22 protein-coding genes are annotated in these 23,727 nt (G+C 55.4%); 18 read left to right on the top strand and 4 right to left on the bottom strand.

All coding sequences use genetic code 11. The features are described from left to right. Position 1 precedes the first annotated feature (1 nt). The 18 genes from rplQ (at position 2) to WC184_11965 (ending at position 17,377) form a co-directional block, all read left to right on the top strand. A complete protein-coding gene (gene rplQ / locus WC184_12050) occupies positions 2–355 on the top strand; it encodes a 50S ribosomal protein L17 (GenBank protein ID MFA7478599.1) in 354 nt (117 codons plus the stop codon). 37 nt (positions 356–392) lie between these two features. Further along, positions 393–1,232 (top strand): tRNA pseudouridine(38-40) synthase TruA, encoded by an 840-nt coding sequence (gene truA / locus WC184_12045; GenBank protein MFA7478598.1) that lies wholly within the window; start codon positions 393–395, stop codon positions 1,230–1,232. Positions 1,233–1,364: 132 nt separating this feature from the next. Continuing rightward, the gene (gene rplM, locus WC184_12040; protein MFA7478597.1) at positions 1,365–1,817 is read left to right on the top strand and encodes a 50S ribosomal protein L13; all 453 of its coding nucleotides are present in this window, start codon (positions 1,365–1,367) and stop codon (positions 1,815–1,817) included. Between the two features lie 33 nt (positions 1,818–1,850). After that, positions 1,851–2,243, top strand: a complete 393-nt coding sequence (rpsI, locus tag WC184_12035; GenBank protein ID MFA7478596.1) for a 30S ribosomal protein S9 — start codon at positions 1,851–1,853, stop codon at positions 2,241–2,243. Positions 2,244–2,319: 76 nt separating this feature from the next. Further along, positions 2,320–3,714, top strand: coding sequence for a phosphoglucosamine mutase (gene glmM / locus WC184_12030; protein ID MFA7478595.1), 1,395 nt, complete (start codon positions 2,320–2,322; stop codon positions 3,712–3,714). 44 nt (positions 3,715–3,758) lie between these two features. Further along, the gene (locus tag WC184_12025; protein MFA7478594.1) at positions 3,759–7,211 is read left to right on the top strand and encodes an SIS domain-containing protein; all 3,453 of its coding nucleotides are present in this window, start codon (positions 3,759–3,761) and stop codon (positions 7,209–7,211) included. A 42-nt stretch (positions 7,212–7,253) separates the two neighbouring features. After that, positions 7,254–7,622 (top strand): holo-ACP synthase, encoded by a 369-nt coding sequence (locus WC184_12020; GenBank protein ID MFA7478593.1) that lies wholly within the window; start codon positions 7,254–7,256, stop codon positions 7,620–7,622. Continuing rightward, complete coding sequence (locus WC184_12015; GenBank protein MFA7478592.1) at positions 7,619–8,971, top strand: NAD(P)H-hydrate dehydratase; 1,353 nt, start codon at positions 7,619–7,621, stop codon at positions 8,969–8,971. The genes WC184_12020 and WC184_12015 overlap by 4 nt, the downstream gene beginning before the upstream one ends. Positions 8,972–8,979: 8 nt before the next feature. Next, a complete protein-coding gene (locus WC184_12010) occupies positions 8,980–9,441 on the top strand; it encodes a CBS domain-containing protein (GenBank protein MFA7478591.1) in 462 nt (153 codons plus the stop codon). A 71-nt stretch (positions 9,442–9,512) separates the two neighbouring features. After that, a complete protein-coding gene (gene alr / locus WC184_12005) occupies positions 9,513–10,634 on the top strand; it encodes an alanine racemase (GenBank protein MFA7478590.1) in 1,122 nt (373 codons plus the stop codon). Positions 10,635–10,653: 19 nt separating this feature from the next. Continuing rightward, positions 10,654–11,526, top strand: a complete 873-nt coding sequence (locus WC184_12000; protein ID MFA7478589.1) for a P1 family peptidase — start codon at positions 10,654–10,656, stop codon at positions 11,524–11,526. 75 nt (positions 11,527–11,601) lie between these two features. Then, complete coding sequence (gene tsaE, locus WC184_11995) at positions 11,602–12,096, top strand: tRNA (adenosine(37)-N6)-threonylcarbamoyltransferase complex ATPase subunit type 1 TsaE (protein MFA7478588.1); 495 nt, start codon at positions 11,602–11,604, stop codon at positions 12,094–12,096. Beyond that, positions 12,096–12,794, top strand: coding sequence for a tRNA (adenosine(37)-N6)-threonylcarbamoyltransferase complex dimerization subunit type 1 TsaB (gene tsaB, locus WC184_11990; protein ID MFA7478587.1), 699 nt, complete (start codon positions 12,096–12,098; stop codon positions 12,792–12,794). Before tsaE ends, tsaB begins: the two co-directional genes overlap by 1 nt. Beyond that, positions 12,791–13,363, top strand: coding sequence for a ribosomal protein S18-alanine N-acetyltransferase (rimI, locus tag WC184_11985; protein MFA7478586.1), 573 nt, complete (start codon positions 12,791–12,793; stop codon positions 13,361–13,363). Before tsaB ends, rimI begins: the two co-directional genes overlap by 4 nt. Continuing rightward, the gene (gene tsaD, locus WC184_11980) at positions 13,360–14,370 is read left to right on the top strand and encodes a tRNA (adenosine(37)-N6)-threonylcarbamoyltransferase complex transferase subunit TsaD (protein MFA7478585.1); all 1,011 of its coding nucleotides are present in this window, start codon (positions 13,360–13,362) and stop codon (positions 14,368–14,370) included. Before rimI ends, tsaD begins: the two co-directional genes overlap by 4 nt. Positions 14,371–14,551: 181 nt before the next feature. Continuing rightward, positions 14,552–14,839, top strand: a complete 288-nt coding sequence (groES, locus tag WC184_11975; GenBank protein ID MFA7478584.1) for a co-chaperone GroES — start codon at positions 14,552–14,554, stop codon at positions 14,837–14,839. Between the two features lie 8 nt (positions 14,840–14,847). Then, the gene (groL, locus tag WC184_11970; GenBank protein MFA7478583.1) at positions 14,848–16,479 is read left to right on the top strand and encodes a chaperonin GroEL; all 1,632 of its coding nucleotides are present in this window, start codon (positions 14,848–14,850) and stop codon (positions 16,477–16,479) included. A gap of 109 nt (positions 16,480–16,588) precedes the next feature. Next, positions 16,589–17,377, top strand: a complete 789-nt coding sequence (locus WC184_11965; GenBank protein ID MFA7478582.1) for a CoA pyrophosphatase — start codon at positions 16,589–16,591, stop codon at positions 17,375–17,377. 195 nt (positions 17,378–17,572) lie between these two features. On the opposite strand, the gene WC184_11960 is transcribed toward WC184_11965, so the two are convergent. The 4 genes from WC184_11960 to WC184_11945 all read right to left on the bottom strand — a co-directional run bounded on the left by WC184_11960 (position 17,573) and on the right by WC184_11945 (position 23,525). Beyond that, positions 17,573–18,526 (bottom strand): ABC transporter permease, encoded by a 954-nt coding sequence (locus WC184_11960; GenBank protein ID MFA7478581.1) that lies wholly within the window; start codon positions 18,524–18,526, stop codon positions 17,573–17,575. 18 nt (positions 18,527–18,544) lie between these two features. After that, positions 18,545–19,507, bottom strand: coding sequence for an ABC transporter permease (locus WC184_11955; protein ID MFA7478580.1), 963 nt, complete (start codon positions 19,505–19,507; stop codon positions 18,545–18,547). A 299-nt stretch (positions 19,508–19,806) separates the two neighbouring features. Continuing rightward, positions 19,807–21,543: an ABC transporter substrate-binding protein gene (locus WC184_11950; protein ID MFA7478579.1), complete on the bottom strand. Its 1,737-nt coding sequence runs from the start codon at positions 21,541–21,543 to the stop codon at positions 19,807–19,809. Positions 21,544–21,776: 233 nt separating this feature from the next. Continuing rightward, positions 21,777–23,525: an ABC transporter substrate-binding protein gene (locus WC184_11945; protein ID MFA7478578.1), complete on the bottom strand. Its 1,749-nt coding sequence runs from the start codon at positions 23,523–23,525 to the stop codon at positions 21,777–21,779. Positions 23,526–23,727: the final 202 nt, after the last annotated feature.

Here is a 23,727-nt window from a genome sequence, read left to right as displayed (position 1 = left end):
CATGCCAGCCACTCCTAAGAAGGGCCGCCGTTTTGGCGGTAGCGCTTCTCACCAACGTCTTATGATGGCCAACTTAGTAGCATCGCTAATCGCTGCTGAGGGCATCGTAACCACCGAAGCCAAGGCTCGCGCCGTGCGTCCGGTGGCCGAAAAGATGATTACCAAGGCCAAGGAAGGCGGTATACACAACCGTCGTCAGGTCGTGGCATTCCTAGGTGATGAAGAAGTTGCGGCCAAACTCTTTGACGAGGTCGGCCCCCGCTACGCAGAACGGCCCGGCGGCTATACCCGTATCTTGAAGCTTGGTCCTCGCTCCGGCGACAATGCGCCTACAGCTCGTATCGAGCTGGTTTAGTCTGCGGAACCCCAAGTCGTAGTGGTATTGGGTCTGAATGTCCCAATCACTTTTTGATACCCCCACTCTGTTCGATGCCGGCGAGGAAACCGCCGGCATCGGCGCGCCCGAGGACACCGTTACGGCGCGTTTATTGGTGGCCTACCACGGCGCTGCTTTCCACGGCTTTGCCATTAACGTTGGTGTTCCGACAGTCGGGGGCGCCATTCGTGATGCGGCAGAACGCTTCTTGGGACACGAAGTACATTTAGCTGTTGCTGGCCGTACCGATAAGGGTGTACATGCCTGGGGCAATGTGGTGAGTTTCAAAGCCAACGCCTCGCGCTACGAGCCCACAGCATTCCAGGCGGCACTCAACAAGATGCTCTCGCCTCACATCGTGGTGCGTCAGGCCAGCGTGGCGCGACCGGGCTTCAACGCCCGTTTCTCAGCCCGAAGTCGAAGCTACCGTTATCTCATCCACAACGCAGCTTTGCCTAGCCCTTTCTTGGTTGATCGGGCTTGGCACATCGAAAAGCCGCTGAAGTTGGCTCTTTTGCAAATGGCTGGTGATCCGCTCCTAGGTGAGCACGATTTCACCTCGTTTTGTCGCAAACCAAAACCAGTTGAGGGTAAAATACCTTCTTTGGTCCGTAGAATTACGTCGCTACAGTGGGACCAACCAGAAGCCGATTTGTTGCGCTTAACAATTGTGGCCAGCGGATTTTGTCACCAGATGGTTCGTAGCATTGTAGGCCTGTTAGCTGAATGTGGCCTAGGAGCCAAACATCCCGGCGATGTTTTAAGCATTCTTCGAGCTCGTGATCGCTCCGCTGCGAGCCAGTTAGCACCGCCACAAGGTTTAACGCTTTGGCATGTTGATTATGAGGGAGAGTAAGCTATTCCGGTATTTGCCTTTAGGCTTATCTACGGCATAGAGTTTCTCGTTGCCCCTAAGGCGGGTTCAGCGATGGCCCCATGCTTCGGCCAGACTCAGAACATTTTCTCGAACACCCCAGGAAGTTAACGCGTGCGTACCTTTACCCCTCGACCCGGCGACATCCAGCGCAACTGGTACGTCATCGACGCCGAAGATCTAGTGCTTGGCCGTTTGGCTACCGAAGTAGCACGCCTTCTTCGGGGTACCCATAAGCCCACCTTCGCCCCCCATGTCGACGGCGGCGACCATGTAATCGTGGTTAACGCCGACAAGGTAGTGCTCAGCGCCGACAAAGCCGGTACCAAGCGTGTTTGGCGTCACTCTGGCTATCCGGGCGGTATCAGCTCACGCAGCTATGCCGACGAATTGGCACGTTCGCCAGAAGATGCCATTCGTCGCACCGTTCGTGGCATGTTGCCTAAGAATCGTTTGGGTGCTGCGATGCTCGGAAAACTCAAGGTTTACGCTGGCCCTACCCACCCGCACGCTGCACAAACTCCGAACGAGCTTGTGCTCAACCAGGCCCGTCGGGTCGAGGCCTAGCGAGCTTAGGTTCTCTTTAAGGACATTGATTTAATGACTTTGCCACTTGTTCAAGCAACCGGTCGTCGTAAGCGAGCGGTGGCGCGTGTACGTTTCCGTCCTGGAACTGGAAAAATCACGGCCAACGGTCGCCCGCTCGAAGAATACTTTCCGCGGGCCACCCACCGAATGATCCTCTCGGAACCGTTAAATGTCACCGAGACGAATGAGGTTTACGACATCGACCTGAACGTGCATGGCGGTGGCCCTTCCGGTCAAGCTGGCGCCGTTCGTTTGGCGGTTGCTCGTGGCCTGATCGAACTCGATGAAGATTTGCGCCCAGTCCTTAAGCGGGCGGGCTTCCTTACTCGAGATGCTCGTGAGAAGGAATCTAAGAAGTACGGTCTGAAGAAGGCCCGCAAGGCGCCTCAGTACTCGAAGCGTTAAGCTTTCTTTTAAAAATTGGCCACCAAGATAGTGTTATCTGGTGGCCAATTTCGCGTATAAAGGTCGTGAATAGCATATGACTCTTCGCTTCGGTACTGACGGCGTTCGAGGTGTGGCCAACGTCGAGCTCACCCCCGAATTAGCTATGGCGCTGGGCCGAGCAGCTGCCAGAGTTCTTGATGCTGGCCGGGTAGGGCGAGTGGTGATTGGGCGTGATACCCGACATTCCGGTCCTATGATTGAAGCCGCCCTAGCAGCCGGTTTCGCTGCCGAGGGTGTCGATGTTGATCTTCTAGGTGTAGTACCGACGCCCACAATTGCTTGGGTTTGTGCTGCCGATGGGTTACCCGGTGCAGTAATTTCTGCCTCACATAACCCGTTTTCTGACAACGGCATCAAGCTTTTTGCAGCGGGCGGAATGAAGCTTAGCGACGCCGATGAAGAACGCCTGGAACTTCAGGTTGAGAATCTGCTCCGTGGCGGCCCCGAGACCGACGACGTCACGCCACCAGCAGGCTTGAAAGTTGGCCAAATTCATTCGGCTGATGGCCAAGTGGGGCGTTGGTCCGATTCTATTATTCACTCGGTGAGCGAACCTCTCCGCCCCCTTAAGGTGGTGCTTGATTGCGCCAATGGGGCTGCTTCGTTTCATGCGCCTGCCATCATGCACCGTTTGGGCTTAGAAGTGAACGTTCTGCACGACACACCTGATGGTCGTAATATCAACGAAGAATGTGGCAGCACCCACCCGGTTGATTTACAGGCGGCCGTCTTGTCCCATGGTGCCGATATCGGCCTTGCATTCGACGGCGATGCTGACCGCATGTTGGCGGTCGATGAAACCGGTGCCCTTCTAGACGGCGATGAAATTGTGGCCATGCTGGCCAAAGATCGCCAGGCCCGAGGACTGCTCGACGATGACACCGTGGTGGTGACCGTGATGTCGAATATGGGTCTGCGGTTGGCACTGGCCGATCACGGAATTGGTGTTGTCGAAACCCAAGTTGGCGATCGCTACGTGCTAGAAGCCCTAGAACGTGGCGGCTGGTTGCTCGGCGGCGAACAATCAGGTCACATTATTTTTCGCGACTTAGCCACAACCGGCGATGGCATTCTCACCGGAGTGCAACTGCTAGATCTGCTGTCGCGGAGCAACCAAAGCCTAAGCCAGCTTGCCGCTGCGGCCATGGTGCGATTCCCACAAGTATTAAAAAACGTTCGGGTGGCGGTGAAAGCATCGGCGCTGGTGTCGGCATTGTCTGACCAGGTAAGTCGAGTGGAACGCGATCTAGGTGAGCGAGGCCGAGTGTTGGTACGGGCCAGCGGCACCGAACCAGTTATTCGGGTCATGGTTGAGGCAGAAGAACAAAGCGCTGCTGAAGCTGCTGTGGATGAACTTGTAGCAGCGGTTGAAGCCGGAGCGGTGGAAATGTCGGCTAATCGCTCTGACATCTCTTCAAGCCAGCCATAGAATAATCTCTTGGAGCGGGCAACCCGACAGGAGAGATAAAACACATGTGCGGGATCATTGCAGTAGTACGACGTCCCGAAATCCGCCAGGCCCCAGCGCCGGAAGAAGTATCTGGTGCCGTGGCCAACGCCTTGTTGCGTGCACGGTCGCTAACTACCCAGGACCCGCTCGAGAAGCTTTCCGAAATCGCTCAACTACTCGAAACTGCCGGTACCGCCCTGCGCGGCGCAGCCGGAGCTCGAACACTGCTCGACAACCCTTCATTAGCCGCGACTTTACGGTTAGAGATCGTAGAAATTGAAGAGCGAGTAGCAACCCTTGAAGCTCAGCTCGACGAGGGTTTGGTGGCCGCCAATGACCGCTTAGAGCTGCTGAATGCTGCCATTATTCGGTTGAAAGACGCGGCCTGGGCTATCAGAGGAGATCGGCTACGTTCCCTAGACACTGTGGTGGCTCTCGGTGGGGCCGAGCTTGGCGATGCAGGCCTCGGAGGTTACCTGAGCATCGTGGCGGCCCTCTCGGCTATCGATCGCATGGAGGTACGCGGTCGTGATTCAGCCGGAGTCGAGATCATCATCTCTAACCATGGGCTCGACACCACCGACCCGGCTGTCAACTCACAATTAGCGCAGCGTTCAACCAGCGACGCTTTTGTTTCTGGCACGGTGCGCGTGTTGCCCAAGGCGGTGGCTTTCGTTTACAAAGTGGCCGCAGAAATTGGCGAACTTGGCGACAACACGCGGGTCCTCCGAGAACAAATTCGTCGTGATGGTCTGCTCAAGCTGGCGTTAAATGGAACTAGCGCTACTGCTCTGGTTCTGGCACACACCCGTTGGGCGGCAGTGGGGGTGGTTTCAGAACCTAATGCGCACCCGCTCGACTCGATTGAAGTTGGTGCTACGGACCGACCGTTTGTGAGCATCGTGGCCAATGGTGATATCGATAATTTCGCCGACCTTAAAGCCACCGACGCTTTAAACATCCCCGCTGAGATCACAACCGATGCCAAAGTTGCGCCGGTGCTGATGTCTCGTCGGATGGCCGAAGGCGTAGCCACCACCGAAGCATTTCGTGACAGCGTGGAACGTTTGGAAGGCTCGGTCGCCGTAGCGGCAGCCGCTGAAGGTGACTTCTCGCGCCTATATGTGGCGCTTCGAGGTAGCGGCCAAGGCGTTTATGTTGGCTTAGCCGACGAAGCTTTTATCGTGGCCAGCGAACCCTATGGAGTTATCGAAGAAGCTTCTAGCTATCTGCGAATGGACGGCGATACCCCAGCTGATGCTGCCAATCCGGGCTCGTCTCGAGGCCAGATTTTGGTGCTTGACGCTGCTTTGGCAGGGCAGGTGGAAGGAATTTCTCGCACCAGCTTCAGTGGTGCCGAACTTCCGATTGCACCTGATGAAATCGTGTCACCAGGCATTACAACTCGCGACATTGATCGCGGTGAAAACGCGCATTTCCTTTTGAAAGAACTAGGTGAAGCCCCAGCCTCGTTCCGCCGAACCTTGCGGGGCAAGCTGGTTGCTAACCAAGACGGTTTACTTGAGGTTCGCCTTTCCCCAACAACCTTTCCCCAACAAATCCGAGACGATCTAGCCAGCGGCAAGATTCAACGCTTAATAGCCATTGGTCAAGGTACAGCTTCAGTGGCCGGAACTGCTTTAGCGGCGGTATTGGCTGATTTGGTGGCTGAAAGTACTTTCCGTGTGGAGTCGACTTTAGCTACCGAACTCTCGGGTTTTGGTTTACGACCCGACATGTCAGACACCCTAATAGTGGCCATAAGCCAATCGGGTACCACCACCGACACTAACCGAACAGTTGATTTGGCTCGGGCCCGGGGAGCTCGGGTGTTGTCGATTGTGAATCGTCGCTCAAGCGACTTAACCGACAAGTCAGACGGTGTGCTTTACACCTCTGATGGTCGTGACATAGAAATCAGCGTGGCTTCCACCAAAGCCTTCTACGCGCAGATTGCGGCAAGTTTCTTACTGGCGACCGCCATCGCCCAAGAACTCGGTGTTTCGCAACAAGACGACGAAGCCCAAGAAATTTTGCGCTCACTGCGCGACTTGCCCGATGCCATGACCACCACTTTGGCGTTGCGAGAAAGTATTGGCCGTATCGCGGCGCGGGTGGCACCACCGAGGCGATATTGGGCCGTGGTTGGAAACGGGCGAAACCTAATAGCCGCTAAAGAGGTGCGCATAAAGTTGTCGGAGCTGTGTTACAAGGCCATCGCTTGTGACAGCACCGAAGACAAGAAGCATATTGACCTTTCCTCTGAGCCTATGGTGCTGGTGTGCGCTACCGGGCTGTCCACCTCAAACCTGGATGATGTGGCCAAAGAAGTAGCCATCTATCGCACCCACAAAGCCTCGCCGGTGGTAATTACCACCGACGCCGACCGTTTTGGTTCGACTCCTGATGTTATTGGGCTTCCGGCCGTACATCCTTCCCTCGGATTCATTTTGGCGGCTATGGCCGGTCATTTGTTTGGTTATGAAGCGGCGCTGGCAATCGACGCCTTGGCAAAACCACTTCGTGAAGCACGTGCCAGTGTGGAAGAGCTGCTTTCAACCGAATCCGATGTCGATAAACTTTTTGCGTCGCTGCGTGAGGTGTTGGTAGCACCGGCAACACGGTTCTTTGACGGAGTGCGTTCCGGCGAATATGACGGTCATCTCGAGTCGAGTATGGCTGTTCGAGTGGCCAGTTTGTTGCGTTTCGCCACCGGGGTCTTCCCGCTTGATACCTACGAGTTAGAACAAGGCAAAGTTGGCACTCCAGTGGTGCTAGTGGAAGACCTGATGGAAGGTTTGACCCGGGCCATAGAAGAGCTCACCCGACCGGTTGATGCCATTCGCCATCAAGCCAAGACGGTCACCGTTGGTATTAGCCGTTCTGATGAATCGCTGCTTGAGGTGCCGCTGGTGCGTTCAGTGGTTGAAGCCGGAGCGCCACGCGACCGCCTTCCGTACACCGCCTTGAAGGTTCTGGCCGATCTCGACCAGGCTGTCGATGAGGTGCTTGGCTACACCCGCTATGCCATTGATGGGGTTCCGGGTGGTGAGGGCGACTTAGCCGCCACCATCACGGTGGTCGACAAAGGCGGTATCGCACGTGATATTCCATCACGAGTCGAGCGAAATCCGCGGCTGGTTGGTACTAAGCACCAGGTAGCGGCAGAGCGAAGTGTTTATGTAAATGTCGGTCGAAGTGACGGTCGAACCACGGTCTTGGTGCCGGAAATCAAAGGTAACCAAACCACTGGTATGACCTTGGTCCACGTGCTTTTGCATGACACGGTGGATGAGCATGTGGCCCGTCATGTTTTGATGGGCTACCGCGGCCGATATGGGGCCCTACGCGATGCGGTGATGGAAACCGAACCCACTTTCCGCGATGACTTGTTGTCAACGGTTCCAGTGGTAGAGCTTCTAACCTCGCCAATCCAAAATTTGGCGGATCGGTGGAGGTCAAACGCTGGTGCTTAACCGGATGGAGCCCACTACCTCGGCTGCGGAGCCTGAAGCTAGTTGATCGGACTAGGTGTTGATCTAGTCGATATTGAGCGTTTTCGACGTGTCTTGGCACGGCGGCCAACGCTAGTAAACCGACTGTTTTCCGAAGCTGAGGTGGCTTACGCCAATCAACAGCACGACCCTACCCAGCGTTTAGCGGTGCGCTTCGCAGCCAAAGAAGCCACTTTGAAAGCGCTGGGATTGGGCTTAGGCGGCATCCCGTTGGCTGATATTGAGGTGGTGCGCGACGGCCAAAGCGGGCGGCCCAGCCTTCAACTACACAATCGTGGAGCGATGGTGGCCACTGAACACGGTGTCTCAGGTTGGTTGCTTTCGTTGTCGCACACCGATTTGGTGGCTCAAGCTACGGTGATCGCCATATGACTCCCATCGTTACGCCACAAGAGATGACGGCCATCGACGCCGAAGCGCCGGTTTCAACTGACGTGCTGATCGCACGGGCTGGCTATGCCACTGCACGAGCGGCCAAAGCAATGTTGGGCGGGGTCTACGGCCAGCGGATTGTAGTTTTGGTCGGTCCTGGCAACAATGGCCGTGACGGTGAATATGCTGCTGAAGTTTTGTCCAGCCAAGGTGCCAGCATCACGATTCATCATTTGGGTGAGCTGCCCAAAGAAATTCGCCACGCCGATTTAGTCATCGATGCGGTGCTTGGCACCGGAGCCCGACCTGGGTTTGTAGCCCCGGTTGTTTCACGACAGATCCCAGTACTGGCTGTCGATTTACCATCGGGAGTTAATGGGCTAAGCGGAGAAGCCAACCCAGGGGTCTTGAAAGCTGACCGAACTATAACGTTTCAAGCGTACAAACCGGGGCTGCTACAAGGTGATGGACGGGAGTTAGCTGGCGAGGTAGAAGTAGCCGATATCGGCCTTGATGCCAGTCGGGCTCAAGCGTGGAAGATAACCGACGCCGATGTCGCCGCCTGGTTAACTACCCGACCTAGTGATTCGCATAAATGGCAAAGCGCGGTCTGGATTGTGGCCGGTTCACCTACCATGATGGGCGCTTCTCATCTGGTTGCTCGAGCCGCGCAACGATGTGGGGCGGGATACGTTCGGGTGTCGGCCCCGGGGGTAGAAGCCGATCCGGCTCGGCCAACTGAGGCGGTCGGCTGGCCGTTATCTCCGGTGGGGTGGGGTGGACGCGTAGCCAAAGAGTTGACACGCTTCAAGTCGGTTTTGGTTGGCCCGGGTTTAGGTCGCGGGCCAGAGCTGCGCCGAGAAATCGCTCGTCTCCTGACAGCGTCGGTCTTACCAGTCGTGGTCGATGGCGACGGCTTGGGCGCGCTGGAAGATGAAACTTTCGAAATAATGCGTGACCGAGGCGCGGCCACCATTCTTACTCCCCACGACGGTGAATACACGCACCTGATGGGGGAGGCCCCTGGGCATGATCGCTTGGCCGCAGCGCGGCGATTAGCCAAGGAATCCGGGGCAATCGTGTTGTTGAAAGGGCCCAATACCGTGGTGGCGCGACCGTCCGGGGGTGCTTTCGTGGTGTCTTCAGGCGACGCACGTCTGGCAACTGCTGGTACCGGTGACGTGTTGGCGGGCATGTTAGTAGCCCTAATCGCGCGTGGCCTGGAACCGGCTTCGGCCGCCGCAGCCGCCGCACACTTGCATGGGCGCGCTGGTGCTTTGGGCTATCGAGACGGGCTCATCGCCAGCGATCTCATAGACTGTCTACCAGTTGTTCTTTCGCAGATCTAAGGAGCCAGATGGCAGCGCAAACCCCAGTGCGAGAAGTAATGAACACCAATGTGGTGAGCTTCGAAGTAGGCGAAGATGTTGGGTCTGTTATGCGCGCTTTGGTGGAACACAACATTAACGGTGCCCCGGTTCTAGACGAGTCCGGTGCGGTAGTGGGTGTGATCTCAAGCGGTGATTTGATAGTGAAAGAGAGCCGCCTGCATTTTCCCACTGTAATTTCGTTTCTGGCCGGCTCTTTCGAGTTTAAGCAACGCGGTTTCGATGACGACCTGGCTAAAGCGCTGAGCTCTCGGGTGGAACAGGTAATGAGCAAGCCAGCGGTGACTGTTGATGTTTCCGCCACCGTGGGTGAAGCCGCAACTTTGATGCACGACCGGCGTGTGGCCCGGTTACCAGTGGTAGACGCCGGGGCGCTGGTGGGCATAGTGTCGCGTAGCGACCTGCTGCGTGGCATGCTGGCCGACGAATAAGGTTTTCAGAAATTTATTAGCCAAAGGCGGCGCAAAGAAACACCACTTTGGCATGAAGGATATTCCTAAAGATGCCAACAACTTGGCTTGACGTTGATCTAGGCGCCATTGCTCACAACGTACGAGAACTTAAAGGTTTGGTTGCGCCAGCCGCGCTTTGTGTGGTGGTAAAGGCCGATGCCTATGGTCATGGTGCGGTGCCAGTGGCTTCCGTGGCGGTGGACGCGGGTGCCAAATGGCTTGCCGTAGCACATGTTGAAGAAGGCGTGACGCTGCGCAAAGCGGGCCTGGCCGTTCCCATCTTGGTGTTGAGTGAACCGAGCTACGGGGCTCTCACCAAGGCGGCACAATATGACCTTAGGGTTACCTTGTACTCCCGAGAAGGGGTGTCCGCGGCCCAAAAAATCGCTCATGGAGAACGCCATCATCTAGATGTGCACCTAAAGGTAGACACCGGCATGCGCAGAGTTGGGGTTGAGCCGAGCGAAGCGCTGGTGCGGGCCAAGGCCATTATGGCGGCCCCTAATTTGAACCTAGAAGGTGTTTGGACCCACTTAGCCGTGGCCGACCAAACCGACCATCCCTTCACCAAAGTGCAATTGGAGCGGTATAGCGATGTGCTACGGGAATTAGAAACCAATGGCATCACTCCGCCGCTTCGCCATGCGGCCAATACGGCTGGGGCGTTAGCACATCCCCAAAGCCATTTCGACATGGTAAGGGCTGGTATAGGTACCTACGGGGTTTCACCGTTGGTCGAGTCGACGTCGCGGTTCGACCTGCGACCGACTATGGGCCTTCGTTCTCAGGTTTCCTACACCAAGAGGGTTAAGGCCGGAGAAGGTATTTCCTATGGTCTGAATTACATTTGTGACCGCGATACTAACGTGGCCACGGTTCCGGTTGGCTACGCCGATGGTGTTAGACGTTCGCTTAGTCGGGCGGGTGGTTACGTACTAATAAACGGTCGGCCGCGTCCGATTATTGCCAATATCACCATGGACCAATTGATGGTCGATTGTGGTGATGATGAGGTTTTCGCGGGTGACGAAGTGGTACTGCTGGGACATCAAGATTCAGCGCAGATTACCCTAGAAGATTGGGCACGCTGGCTAGACACCATTCCCTATGAGGTGATGTGCGGGTTCGGAAACCGAGTGGTTCGTCGCTATCAGGGTGGGCGCTCACGTTGATCAAGGCTGAAGGTCCGCGATGATTACCGAGATAGAAGGTGTCCAAGTCGGCCATTGGACCGATGAAGAAGCCCGTACTGGCTGCACCGTTATCATTCTGCCTGAAGGAACCGTGGCCTCAGGAGAAGTCCGAGGTGGGGCACCCGCCACCCGCGAGTTCGCCTTACTTGACCCGCTGCGGACGGTGGCGAACGTTGATGCGATCGTTTTAAGCGGCGGTTCCGCTTTTGGGTTGGCCTCGGCTGATGGGGTGGTGCGATATCTAGAAGAAAGCGGGCGCGGCTTTCCGGTGGTCGTGGCTCGGGTACCGATCGTGGTCGCTCTAAGCCTTTTTGATCTAGCTGTCGGCGATGCGTCGATACGGCCCAACGCCGAGTCAGGCTACCAAGCGTCGCTTAACGCCAACGTTGGTCCGGTGCAGCTTGGATCGGTCGGTGCAGGTACTGGTGCCACCATTGGTAAATGGCGAGGCTGGACGGCAGCGCGGCCGGGTGGATTGGTTGGCTCGGTTCGTAAACATGGTGATTTGGTCGTGGCGTCTTTGGTGGCCGTCAATGCTTTGGGTGACCCACTTGAGGGGGCCAGCGCTGGGGTTGACGTTACAGATTTAGAAGCCGCTGGTTGGCTGGAGGACACACCTAAACTTCCGTTTGGGAACACCACTATCGGTGCGGTGGTCACCAATGCCAAGCTCACCAAGGCCGAGTGCCATCTGGTGGCCCAAAGTGCTCACGATGGTTTGGCACGCTCGTTAGCGCCCGTGCACACAGCGTCTGACGGTGACGCCTTCGTAGCGGCAGCCACTGGCACTGTGCCTGTAGGTGTCGCGGCGGTCCGAGAACTGGCCGCCACGGTGGTGGCGGAAGCAGTTCGTTCGCTCGCTAAGCGATGACCAGGGCTCTTCGGCGGATAACATAAAAGCCATCCTTGTACGTGTTTACAGTCGCTAGTTAGGGAACGGTTCTCAGTGATTTTGCTTCGCACCGCTTCGGCTACCCAAACTCAAGAGGCGGCGGCTGTGTTGGCCGAATTGGCCGAAGGCGGTGACGTTATTTTACTAGCGGGCGACTTGGGCGCTGGTAAAACTACCTTCACCCAGGGCTTTGGTCGGGCCCTTGGCATTACCGACCCTATTACCAGTCCCACCTTTACGTTGGCTCGGCAATATCAGGGCCGCTTAATGCTTCATCACCTAGATGTTTATCGATTCGATTCCAACCTCGAAGTGTTCGATGTTGGCTTAGCCGAATTAATCGACGATCGCTCATCAGTAACAGTGATCGAATGGGGCGATGCCATTCGAACCGAGTTGCCCTTAGCGGTCTTAGAAATCGAATTGCGTTTGGGTGACGACGACGATGAGCGCCACATCAGCCTACGGTTTACCGGTTTGGATTGGCAGAAACGCCAGCCGAATTATGTGGCGGCATTAGCACCTTGGATTGTTGAAGGAGACCAGTAGTGCTCATCTTGGGAATTGATACCGCTACTGTCCAGGTGGGAGCCGCGATTGGCGGGAATGAAGGGGTGCTGGCTTCGGCGCATTCGTCGCGAGGTCAACGCCATGCCGAAACTCTCACGCCCGCCATCGATTTTATTCGCCGCCAAGCTCGAATTGACCTAGATGAAATCAGCGTGGTGGCCGTTGACATCGGGCCCGGACTTTTCACCGGTCTTCGGGTTGGCATTGCCTCGGCAAAAGCTATTGCTTTCGCTCTGCGGGTGCCCATGATTGGTATTAGCAGCCTCGATTTAGTGGCGTTTCCGGTGCGTTTTTCACCGAAGCTCATCGCGGCTGTGATCGACGCACGGCGGTCCGAGGTTTATTACGCTCTGTATCGCCAGGTGCCGGGCGGAATTCAGCGCTTGACAGAGCCTATTGTGACTTCACCTGATGATCTAGCCGGCGAGCTGCAGGCCCGTGGAGAAGAGTGCCTGGCGGTGGGCGACGGGGCTATAAGATACCGAGAAATCTTGGACCAAGTTTCAAAGGTTGAGGTGGTTAAAGAAGGCTTGGCCTACCCGCGTGCTACCGCCTTGGTGCGCTTGGCCCATGCTCGTGCCATGCGGGAAGACTGGGTTAATCCTTGGGAGCTTGAACCGCTCTACCTGCGTTTACCCGACGCCGAGATTAATTGGACCACTCGAGAAGGCAAATGAACACGGCCCGGGCCCTTCGATCGCTTCGAGTTTCGCCGATGCGACGCCGGCATCTTAAAGCTGTGCTTGAGATTGAAGAAAAGGTTTACCCAAGGCCATGGTCGTATCAGCTTTATCGACGTGAATTGGCGATGCCTGAAGACCGCCGCATCTATTTGGTGGCCCGCACCGATGAGGCCGTGGTGGGCTACGCCGGTTTGATGTTCGCCGCCGAGGATGGCCATGTGACTACGGTGGCTGTCGATCCGCAATATCAGCGTCAAGGCGTGGGAATTAGGGTGTTCTTGGTGCTGGTGAAAACAGCCATCGACCACGGCGCCAAACACCTAACCTTAGAAGCGCGGGTGGCCAATGTTGGTGCCCAGGCGCTGTATCGACGATTCGGATTTGAAGATGCTGGTATCCGCAAAGGCTATTACCAAGCCACCGGAGAAGACGCCTTGATCATGTGGGCTAACGACGTGGATACGGTTGAATACGAAGCAAAACTAGAAGATATTGAGCGTTCCTTGGGCGACGTGGTGCGAGTCGACCGTGTGGGTACCGAGTTTGAGAGGTTGGCAGTATGAGTGGCCGGGAACTGGTGGTTCTAGGTATCGAAACTTCCTGTGATGAAACCGCGGCAGCGGTGGTACGTGGTGGTCGCGAAGTGTTGTCGTCGGTGGTATCAAGCCAAGTTGATCTACACGCTCGTTTCGGTGGGGTAGTGCCCGAAATAGCCAGCCGGGCCCATGTCGAGTTAATCACCCCGGTAATTGCCGAAGCCATGTTGTCAGCAGGGGTTGAGGCCAAAGATATTGACTTGGTGGCAGCCACCATGGGGCCAGGGTTGGTAGGGGCGCTGTTGGTTGGGGTCAGCTCGGCAAAGGCCTTAGCTATGGTTTGGGATGTCCCTTTTGTGGGGGTTAATCATCTTGAAGCCCATATGCACGCCGCGTTTCTAGACGAACCCGACTTTGAGTTGCCAGCGGTGGTGCTATTGGTTTCAGGTGGCCACACTATGTTGGTGCATTGGCAAGAAGATGGTAGCTATTCGCTGTTGGGTGAAACCCAGGATGATGCTGCGGGCGAAGCTTTCGACAAAGTCTCCCGCTACTTGGGTTTGGGTTATCCAGGTGGTCCCGTTATTGACAAACTGGCGGGCGAGGGTGACGCCTCGATTGTGAAATTCCCACGACCGATGTTAAACGATGGCAACGTTTTTTCTTTCAGTGGCTTGAAGACATCGGTCGTCAACTACGTGCGGAAGAACCCCGAGGTAGCAACTGAAGACGTGGCGGCTGCTTTTCAAGAAGCAGTTGTTGACCTATTGGTCACCAAAGCGCGTCGCGCAGCGGTCGAGGTAGGTGCAAAGGCCCTCTGTTTAGCTGGCGGTGTGGCCGCCAACTCATGGTTGCGTGAGCGGTTGCTTTCGGTGTGTGTGGAGGAGGGCTTGCAGGCCTATCTTCCAAGCCGCGAAATGTGCACCGATAACGCTGCCATGGTGGCTGCGGCTGGCTGGCACCGCTACTTGATTGATGGTCCATCTGGACTAGATGTCGGGGCTGAACCTAACTTGCGGCTGGTGGTGACCTAAAAAGTTTGGATAGCCGCGCTAGGGTCGTCGTTAGTGGCGAAAGCGCTGAGCTGGGTTTTTCGGCTCGGCAGGTAGCTAAAATTCGTTAGCAGTCGCCAGGGCTGTTTGCTAATTGTATGTCAAGCGTCTATCGTTAGCAGTCGCAAGGTGAGACTGCTAAGTGCCCTAATGGAGGCGTTTGATGAAATTGCAGCCCCTCGAAGACCGGATTGTTGTAAAGCCTGGTCCATCAGAGGAAAAAACCGCTAGTGGATTGGTTATCCCCGACACAGCGCAAGAAAAGCCACAACAAGGCGAAGTTCTAGCCGTCGGCCCAGGCCGATTTGGCGATGACAACGATCGTTTGCCCATGGACATCTCTGTGGGAGACACCGTCTTGTACTCAAAGTATGGCGGTACCGAAGTTTCAATCGATGGCGAAGAACTATTAGTTCTCAACGCCCGTGATGTGTTGGCCATCGTCAAGTAAGGAGCAAAATGGCTAAGATTCTTAAGTTTGACGAAGAGGGCCGCCGCGCTCTTGAAAGTGGTGTTAACCAGCTCGCCGATGCGGTGAAGGTTACCCTTGGCCCTAAAGGCCGTAACGTAGTTCTCGACAAGAAATTCGGTGCCCCGACCATCACCAAAGACGGTGTCTCGGTAGCCCGTGAAATTGAACTCGAAGATCCATTCGAGAACATGGGCGCCCAGCTGGTTAAAGAAGTTGCGACCAAGACTAACGACATTGCTGGTGACGGAACCACCACTGCCACGGTATTGGCTCAGGCCCTTATCCGTGAAGGTCTGCGTAACGTAGCCGCTGGCGCGAACCCCATGGGCTTGAAGCGAGGCATCGAAGCAGCTGTTAAGGCGGCTGTTGAAGCTATTGCTAGCCAGGCCAAAGAAATTGATGATTCCTCCGAGGTGGCCCAAGTTGCGGCCATCTCAGCCAACAACGACACCGAAATCGGTGAAGTTTTGGCCCAAGCCATCGACAAGGTTGGCAAAGACGGTGTGGTAACCGTTGAAGAGTCGCAAACCTTCGGCATGGATCTTGATTTTGTTGAGGGTATGCAGTTCGACAAGGGCTATCTCTCGCCCTATTTCGTCACCGACCCTGAGCGGCAAGAGGCAGTGCTTGAGAACCCCTACATCTTGCTATCAAGCGGCAAGATCGGTTCGGTTCAAGAGCTAGTGCCGGTGCTAGAGAAGGTCATGCAAGCTGGCAACCCACTACTCATTATTGCTGAAGACGTTGAAGGTGAAGCCCTCGCAACCTTGGTAGTAAACAAGATTCGTGGCACCTTTGCTTCCGTGGCTGTTAAGGCCCCAGGTTTCGGTGAGCGTCGCAAGGCCATGCTTCAAGACATGGCGGTTCTTACCGGCGGCCAGGTAATTTCAGAAGAAGTTGGCCTGAAGCTCGACAGCACCACTCTCGACCTTTTGGGTCGGGCTCGCAAGGTGGTAATCACCAAGGATGAAACCACCATTGTGGAAGGTGCCGGGACCGCTGATGAAGTTAACGGTCGCGTTGCCCAAATCAAGCGTGAGATCGACGACACTGATTCAGACTGGGATCGTGAGAAGCTGCAAGAGCGTCTCGCCAAGCTCTCTGGTGGTGTGGCTGTAGTTAAGGTCGGTGCTGCTACCGAGGTCGAGCTAAAAGAGAAGAAGCATCGTATTGAAGATGCCCTCTCAGCCACTCGTGCTGCTATCGAAGAAGGCATCGTTTCTGGTGGTGGTACTGCTCTGTTGCGCTCACGTGAGGCCGTAGAGTCGATTGCCGCCACCCTTGAAGGCGACGAAGCTACTGGTGCTCGTGCGGTTTGGCGTGCGCTCGAAGCTCCGGCTCGTAACATTGCCGACAATGCTGGCCTCGAAGGGGCCGTAATCGTCGAGCGGATTCAAAAAGAATCTGGCCCGGTTGGTTTCAACGCCAGCACCGGCGAATTCACCGACCTTTTGAAAGACGGTGTTATCGACCCGGCCAAGGTGACCCGCGCTGCGCTGCAAAATGCGGCTTCCATCGCGGCCTTGTTGCTTACAACTGAAGCACTTATCGCCGATAAGCCCGAAGAGGGCGGCGCTATGCCAATGCCCGACATGGGCGGCATGGGCGGCATGATGTAACCATCATCGTCTAAGCACGATTTGAGGGGCCAGCTCATTGGAGCTGGCCCCTTATTTTTTGCCAGCCGGTACACTGGGCTGGGGAATCAATGAGGGAGAGTGCTTAGGTTTGCCTGCCTCTGAGCGTGTACACATTTCAATTGAAGGCGCTTTAGAAACAACTGCTGATTTGGTACGGCCGCGAACCCCGCTGACGGCTCGAGGCGGGCCACAGCTAATCCCCAGGCCAACCACGTGGCAGCCCGGACAACCTGCTCCCTGGGCCAAGCTTGCATCTTCCGATCGTGATCCAACCCTTAGCGACATCAAAAACGCGTTAGCTGAACCCGACCCGACGGTGTTGCACTCCATTCATCCTGATCCAGCCAGCGGGGTACGTTCCTCGGCGGTCTTGGCCGCCATGTTCGCCGAGCACCACAGTCCACATATCGTCCTCACCCGCCGATCATGGGACCTTCGGACCCATAAGGGTGAGATCAGTTTTCCGGGTGGCCGCGTCGACGACACCGACCGTGATTTAGTGGCCACCGCGTTGCGTGAAGCACACGAAGAAGTAGGTTTGGTGCCCGAAGCGGTCGAGGTGGTTGGTCGCCTTGATGAGCTTTCAACGTTTTCTTCAAACGCCAAGATTTTCCCATTCGTGGGTATTGTGGCAGAGCTTCCGAACCTGCAAGCTCAACCCACCGAGGTGGATGAGATTCGCGCCGTTCCAATCGCCGAGCTTCTTAGCGACGGTGTCTTTCACGAAGAGTTGTGGTCAATCAACGGCCTCACCCGTCCACTCTCATTTTTTGAAATCGAGGGTGACACGATTTGGGGCGCTACCGCCTCTATGTTGCGCGAGCTACTCAGCCGGATTACCGGAGTCTCCGACGCCGGCCGCGGGGTCTACCGTTAACTTTTGGCCCACCGTTACCCACCAATAGATCATCAATACATCGAGCTTAGGTGTAACCGGGTTTAATCTGAATGCGCGAAGACGCAACGGTGCCAAAAATGTGCGGAGGGGCTAGCCATTTCAGCTAACCCCTCCGGATATCCCCCCAAGGGAGCTAAGGCCTTGCAGATCGCAAGGTGATTAAGTTGCTGCGTGCTACAGCTGGGCTTCTCGCACGTCGTACATGTTGCGGAGCGAGTCACCCACGTAGTTAAGCGAGAACACCGTGAAGAACAACACCAGGGCGGGCGTGATGGTGAGGTGGTAGATACCAGCACCGATCTTGCTACGGCCCTCGTTAATCATTGAGCCCCAGGTAGCTTGTGGTGGCTGTACTGAGAGACCGAGGAACGCCAGGGAACCTTCCAGAATAATGACGGTACCCAAAGCAATCAGGCCGAAAGCTAGTACTGGCATCAATACGTTCGGAGCGATTTCCTTCAACAAGACTCGGGTGTTTTTGGCACCAGTGGCTTTAGCTGCCAGCACAAACTCACGTTGAGAGACCGCCAAAGTGGTAGCCCTTGCCACTCGGGTGTAGGTGGGAATCGACAAGAACGCCACCGCTGCGGTGACCGCGAGTAGGTTCTGTCCCACGAAGGCCACCAAAGTTAGCAACAGTACCAGACCAGGGAAGGCCAGTAGCACGTTCACCACGAACATGATCGAGCCATCAATCCAGCGGCGTAGATAACCAGCAATTAGGCCTAGGGCCCCGCCAACAATGGTTCCAGCAGCTACGGCGGCAACCGAGATGGTTACCGAGACTCGAGCCCCATGTATCAATCGAGAGAAAATGTCGCGACCCAAGGTATCGGCACCCAAGAAGTAGCCGTCGGTGAAGGGCCCTACGTTCAAAGCTGAGTAATCCTGCTTGTTAGGGTCGGGAATCGGCAACAAGTCAGCGAAGATAGCAGCGAAAAGCACTAGCCCCACCCACACCAAGCTGATGTAGAAAAGTGGGCCCGCTTTGCCTTTTTTCTTGTAGGCAACCTCGGCGTCGAAACCGGAGAGGGTTTCTTCAGTTGCGATGGTGGCGCTCACGCTGGACACACCAAGTGATGCTGGCGGCATGTCGTCGTCAATGGGGTTTGTGTTTGTGTTTTCCATTTTGATCTCTGGGTGACCTTATGCGTTGGCTCGCGACGATCCGTAGCGGATGCGGGGGTCTAAGAATGAGTACATGATGTCGATAGCGAAGTTGACGAAGACGTAAACCACCGACATCAACAACACGATGCCCTGCACCATGACGAAGTCACGGTTCATGATCGACTGAATGAGCAAACGGCCGATGCCCGGCAGAGCGAAGATTTGTTCGATGATCAAAGCACCCGACAACAAGGCCGCTACCTGAAGACCGATAACCGTCATGAGTGAGAATGATGAGGGTCGAAGCGCATGTCGGAACAAGATGGTGCTAGTTGGCAGGCCCTTGGCCTTGGCCATCATCACGTAGTCTTCTTGCAGCGTTGAGATCATGTCGGTGCGCAACAAGCGGGTAAGCACGGCGATGTTACCAATGGCCATACTCATGGCTGGAAGGAAACCTGCTCGCAAACTACCGATTGGGTCTTCAGTGAAATACACCCAACTGGTTGCGGGGAACCAACCTAATTCCACCGCAAAGACGATGATAAAGAACAGGGCCAAAACAAAGTTAGGCACCGAAAGTAACCCGAAGGTGACCGCCGTTACGATGCGGTCAACGGTTGAACCTTGTTTGTAAGCCACAAAGGTTCCTAAGGGGATACTGACCAGCATGCCCAAGGTCAAAGACATGACCATCAGCTGGAAGGTTACCGGCAGCCGCTCGGTAATGGCTTCGGTGACTGGCTGATTCGATAGGAAAGAACGACCTAAGTCGCCTTGTGCCGCATCGGTGATCCAGTTGAAGTAACGCACAGGAAGAGGGTCATTTAGCCCCAGTTCCTCTTCAATTTTGGCGATCACTTCTGGGGTTGCATCGGCACCCGCTTTTAGCAGAGCGGGGTTACCCGGAAGAAGCGCCATCAAGATGAAGGCGATGAATGAAACGGCAAGAATCACTGGGACTAAGCCAAGTAATTTCCTTCCGATCAGAGTCAGCATGAGCGTGTTCCCCCGGGAACGGTTTGGGCGCAAAGGCCAGCAATACTTACAAAGTTATGGTTTCGTCGCCCCCAAAGTTTGAAAGCGGCGACCAAGACGTCATTGTGACTAGCGCCACAATAAAAGGCACAGTAGTGCCCGTGACAGTGTGTCAACAAGCCAGCTCGAACCTTTAATGCACTTTTTCGTGGTGAACGGCAAAAACTGCTAATAGACCACTACATATAGAATCGGGGTGGTACCGCTAGAGCGGTTGCCACCCCGATTTTTACTGCTTGTAAATCACGCCAGATTAAGCGCTATTTCTCGAGCCAAGTTTCCGTTAGGAAGGTGTATGCAGCCACCATTCCGGCACCACGGATGTTGCCGGGGATGGTCCAACCGTCGAGGTTATGAACCTTCTTGGTTGAGAACATGGCGTTAGCAGTACCACCGAGCCAAAGCTGTGGTACTTCTTCGGCGAATTCCATCATCATGGCCTCAACAGCTTCATACCGGCTGGCAAAGTCAGAACTGGTGCCAAGTTTCTCCATGTTTTCATGCAGGGTGGGTGTGAAGTAGTTGGTCACGTTGGCAGGTTCGGTAGCGGGGTTGCCATATTGGCCACGCAAGGTGGTGTATGGGTCGGCCTCATCGCCTAGACGCCAGCAGTTCACCATGTAGTTGCCAAGGAATGGCGGGTTCTGATCGGCTGAGCCGACAGCGTTGGTGATGTGGATAGCTTGGTCGACTTGTGACACGTTGGTCACAATTCCCACGTCACCCCAGAACGCTTGGAAGCCTTGAGACAGCTGAATCAAGGTTGGGTCTGGAGGGCACGCAAAATCGATGGTGACCGGTTCGCCAGCAGCCTTGCCGTCAGAGCGCTCGGGGTCATTCATGTAATCATCGAGTAGTTCCCGTGCCTTGTCAGGATCATTGTCGGGGAATACATCGGCTACGGCTTGTGAGAACCAAGGCGAGTCGGGACTGAAGAATTGGGTTTGGTTGGGGGTGATTCCCTCGCCACCCAAGACCGCGACCAGTGAAGCTTGATCGATGGCGTAGGCCAGTGCTTGACGCACTCGCAGATCGTCGACGGGTGGACGCATGGTGTTCATAATCGCGGCACCACCGTTGTTGCCAATGGTTACCAGGTTGTTGATCTCACCAGACTCTTCCGCTGCCATGGCTTGGCGGACCACCGTTTGACGAAGGGTTACGCCAACTTGAATGTCACCAGAACGTACAGCTTGGAAACGGGTGTCTTCGTCGGGAATTGGTCGGAAGATTACTTCGTCGAGATAGGGCAGTTGGATGCCATTTTCATCGACACGCCAGTAATCCTCGTTCTTTACTACCTTTAGCTCGGCGTCGCGGCTCCATGATTCAAAGACGAACGGTCCGGTGCCAACTGGGTGGTCGCCACACGACTCTCCCCATTCTTCGCAGGCTTCGTTCGAGAACGGATAGCCCATACGCCCGGTCAGAAGGTCTACGAACGCAGCGTTACCTTCTTCAAGGACGTAGGTGTAGGTGAGCTCATCATCGACACGAAGTTCTTTAACCTGTGAAGCGTCACCGGCAGAGCGGGCACCATCGGCGGCAAGGTAGTTGTCGAAGTTGGCCTTGATGGCGTTGGCGTCAAGGTCAGTTCCATCGTGGAACTTCACACCTTCGCGAAGCGTAACCGTCCACTCCGAAAGGTCTTCATTGGCCTGAATGTCTTCAGCAAGATACGGGTAGATTTCTCCGTCGCCACCCCGAATAGCGATGGGATCGAAGAAGGTACGAGCCACGAAGGTGTTAAGAGAGCCAAGCGCTGGGCTCCAGTTGTTGGTCTCAGCTTCGAGGCCCACAATCAGACGGCCACCGATGGTTACTTCCTCAACCTCTTCGGGTTCATCAACCGCAACTGTGCTGGTGGATGATTCGGGCGCGGTGGTAGAGCTGCCGCTTGAATTGTTGTTGTCGCTTCCGCACGCTGCAACCAGGCTTATGGCCGCGAGTACGGCAGCGAGCTTCCCCGCTACGCGACGACGGTAAAGCAATTTCACTTGATCTCCCATATGGGCCATTGCTCACGAAACGTGAGTGTTTCAATTGGTGGTAGGCGTTACGGGTGACGTAACTCCAGGCAGTGACATTTGTCGCTATCGGACACATTGTCAACCTGAGCAGCGGTGCTTCTGTCGTAACGGTTTAGACGTTTTAGACAAAAATAAAGTGGAGGCACCCAAGTTTGGAGTGCCTCCACAACAGCATTTAGGTTAACTACCTGCGGATATGGCTATTTTTCAATCCAGGTTTGTACCAGATTCGTGTAACCCTGAGTCATGCCAATTCCAGCTACACCTTCGGGCGTGTACCAACCATCCAGGCCATGTACCTTGAGGTTTGAGAACAGCGCCGTAGCGGTACCTCCGGTCCATACCAAAGGCATCTGCTCGGTGAACTCCATCATCATTGATTCCACGGCCGCATAGCGCTCTGAGAAATCAGTTGAAGTCCGTAGAACTTCTATTTGAGCGTCAATGTTGTCGCTGGTGTAGTTGGTGGAGTTCGCCAGCTGAGTACTGACATCCCCGAATTGGCCACGGAATGCGGTGTACGGATCGTCCTGAGAACCGAGTCGATAACAGCTGATCATATAATTACCGAGATACGGCGGGTTTTGGTCGGCCGAACCAACCACGTTTGTAATCAGTTGCGCTTGATCGACCTGGTTAAGATGCGTTTCAACACCCACCTCTGACCAGAATTGCTGGTATCCCTGAGTGAGCGCACTTAGCGTTGGGTCTGGTGGGCACTGGAACTCCAGTGAAATCGGACTACCCGGTGCCTTACCGTCGGAACGACTGGGATCATTTACGTATTCGTCCAGCAGTTCCCGCGCCTTTTCAGGATCATACTTCGGATATGCATCGGCCACCTCTGATGAATACCAAGGTGAATCCGGGCTAAAGAACTGTGTTTGGTCGGGGGTGATGCCTTCGCCACCCAACACGGCTATCAAGGAAGACTGCTCGACAGCATGTGCCAAACCCAACCGTACTCTCGTGTCATCCATTGGTGGAACCAAGGTGTTGAAGATGGCGTTGGTCCCGTTATTGCCGATGTTAACGAGATTATTAATTTCCCCGGAATCAGCCGCCAAGATGGCCTGGCGGACGATGGTTTGGCGTAGCGTTTGGCCGACCATGTTGTCGCCAGCGCGCACCGCTTGGAAGCGAGTGTCTTCATCGGGGATTGGTCGGAAGACGATGGCATCTAGGTAGGGAAGCTGGTTACCGGCTTCGTCTTTGCGCCAATAGTTTTCGTTGCGAACTACCTTCAATTCGGCGTCGCGGTTCCAGCTCTCAAACACGAATGGGCCGGTTCCAACGGGGTGATCGCCGCAAGCGTCGCCCCATTCTTCACACGCTTCGTTTGAGAATGGCCAGCCCATTCGGGCCGTTAGCAAGTCGATAAAGGCGGCATTACCTTGCTTTAACACATAGGTGTAAGTCAGGGGATCGTCGATGCGAATTTCTTCAATGAGGGCTGCATCGGCGGCGGAACGGGCACCTTCAGCGTTTAGGTAGTTATCAAAGTTCTTCTTTATAACTTCGCTGGTGAGATCAGTCCCGTCGTGAAATTTAATGCCTTCTCGTAGGGTGATCGTCCATTCGGTTAAGTCATCGTTGTGTTCAATGCTTTCGGCCAAGTAAGGGTGGATCTCACCGTCTGCGCCGCGGGCTGCGATGGGGTCGTAAACCGCAAATGCGATTAGGGGTCCGGCGTTCGCCACCGAAGCCACCGATGGTAACCAGCTATTGGTTTCTGCCTCGAGACCAACCGTTAAGGTGCCGCCATAGGTGATTTCTAAGTCGTCTTCCGCTTCGGTGGTTGTAGTCGAGTCGTCGCCACCGGCGGCGGTGGTTGTGGTCGTTTCCTGGGCGTTGTCATCGGAATCATTACCGCAAGCCGCTATGAGGCTTACGGCCGCAATAATGGCAACGATCCGCCCGGCGAGTCGCCGACGGTTGGTCAAATACATTTGGTCCCCCTGAGCGGTTATTTCAAAGTATCTTTGGTGGTCATTTCTTGGTGGTATTACTGAGACACCCATATCCTCTGTGACGGATGTCTCAGACCGCTAACAATTGTTGGCCGGTGGCTTGATTGTCAATCTCAAGGTGAAAAGAACCCGAGAAGCAGCGGAAAAATAAAGGCGGGGCAGCTCGTTCCCGAGCTGCCCC

This window comes from Acidimicrobiia bacterium (assembly GCA_041676705.1).
Taxonomy (GTDB): domain Bacteria; phylum Actinomycetota; class Acidimicrobiia; order Acidimicrobiales; family SKKL01; genus Actinomarinicola.
This window is presented reverse-complemented; position numbering and strand designations above follow the sequence as displayed.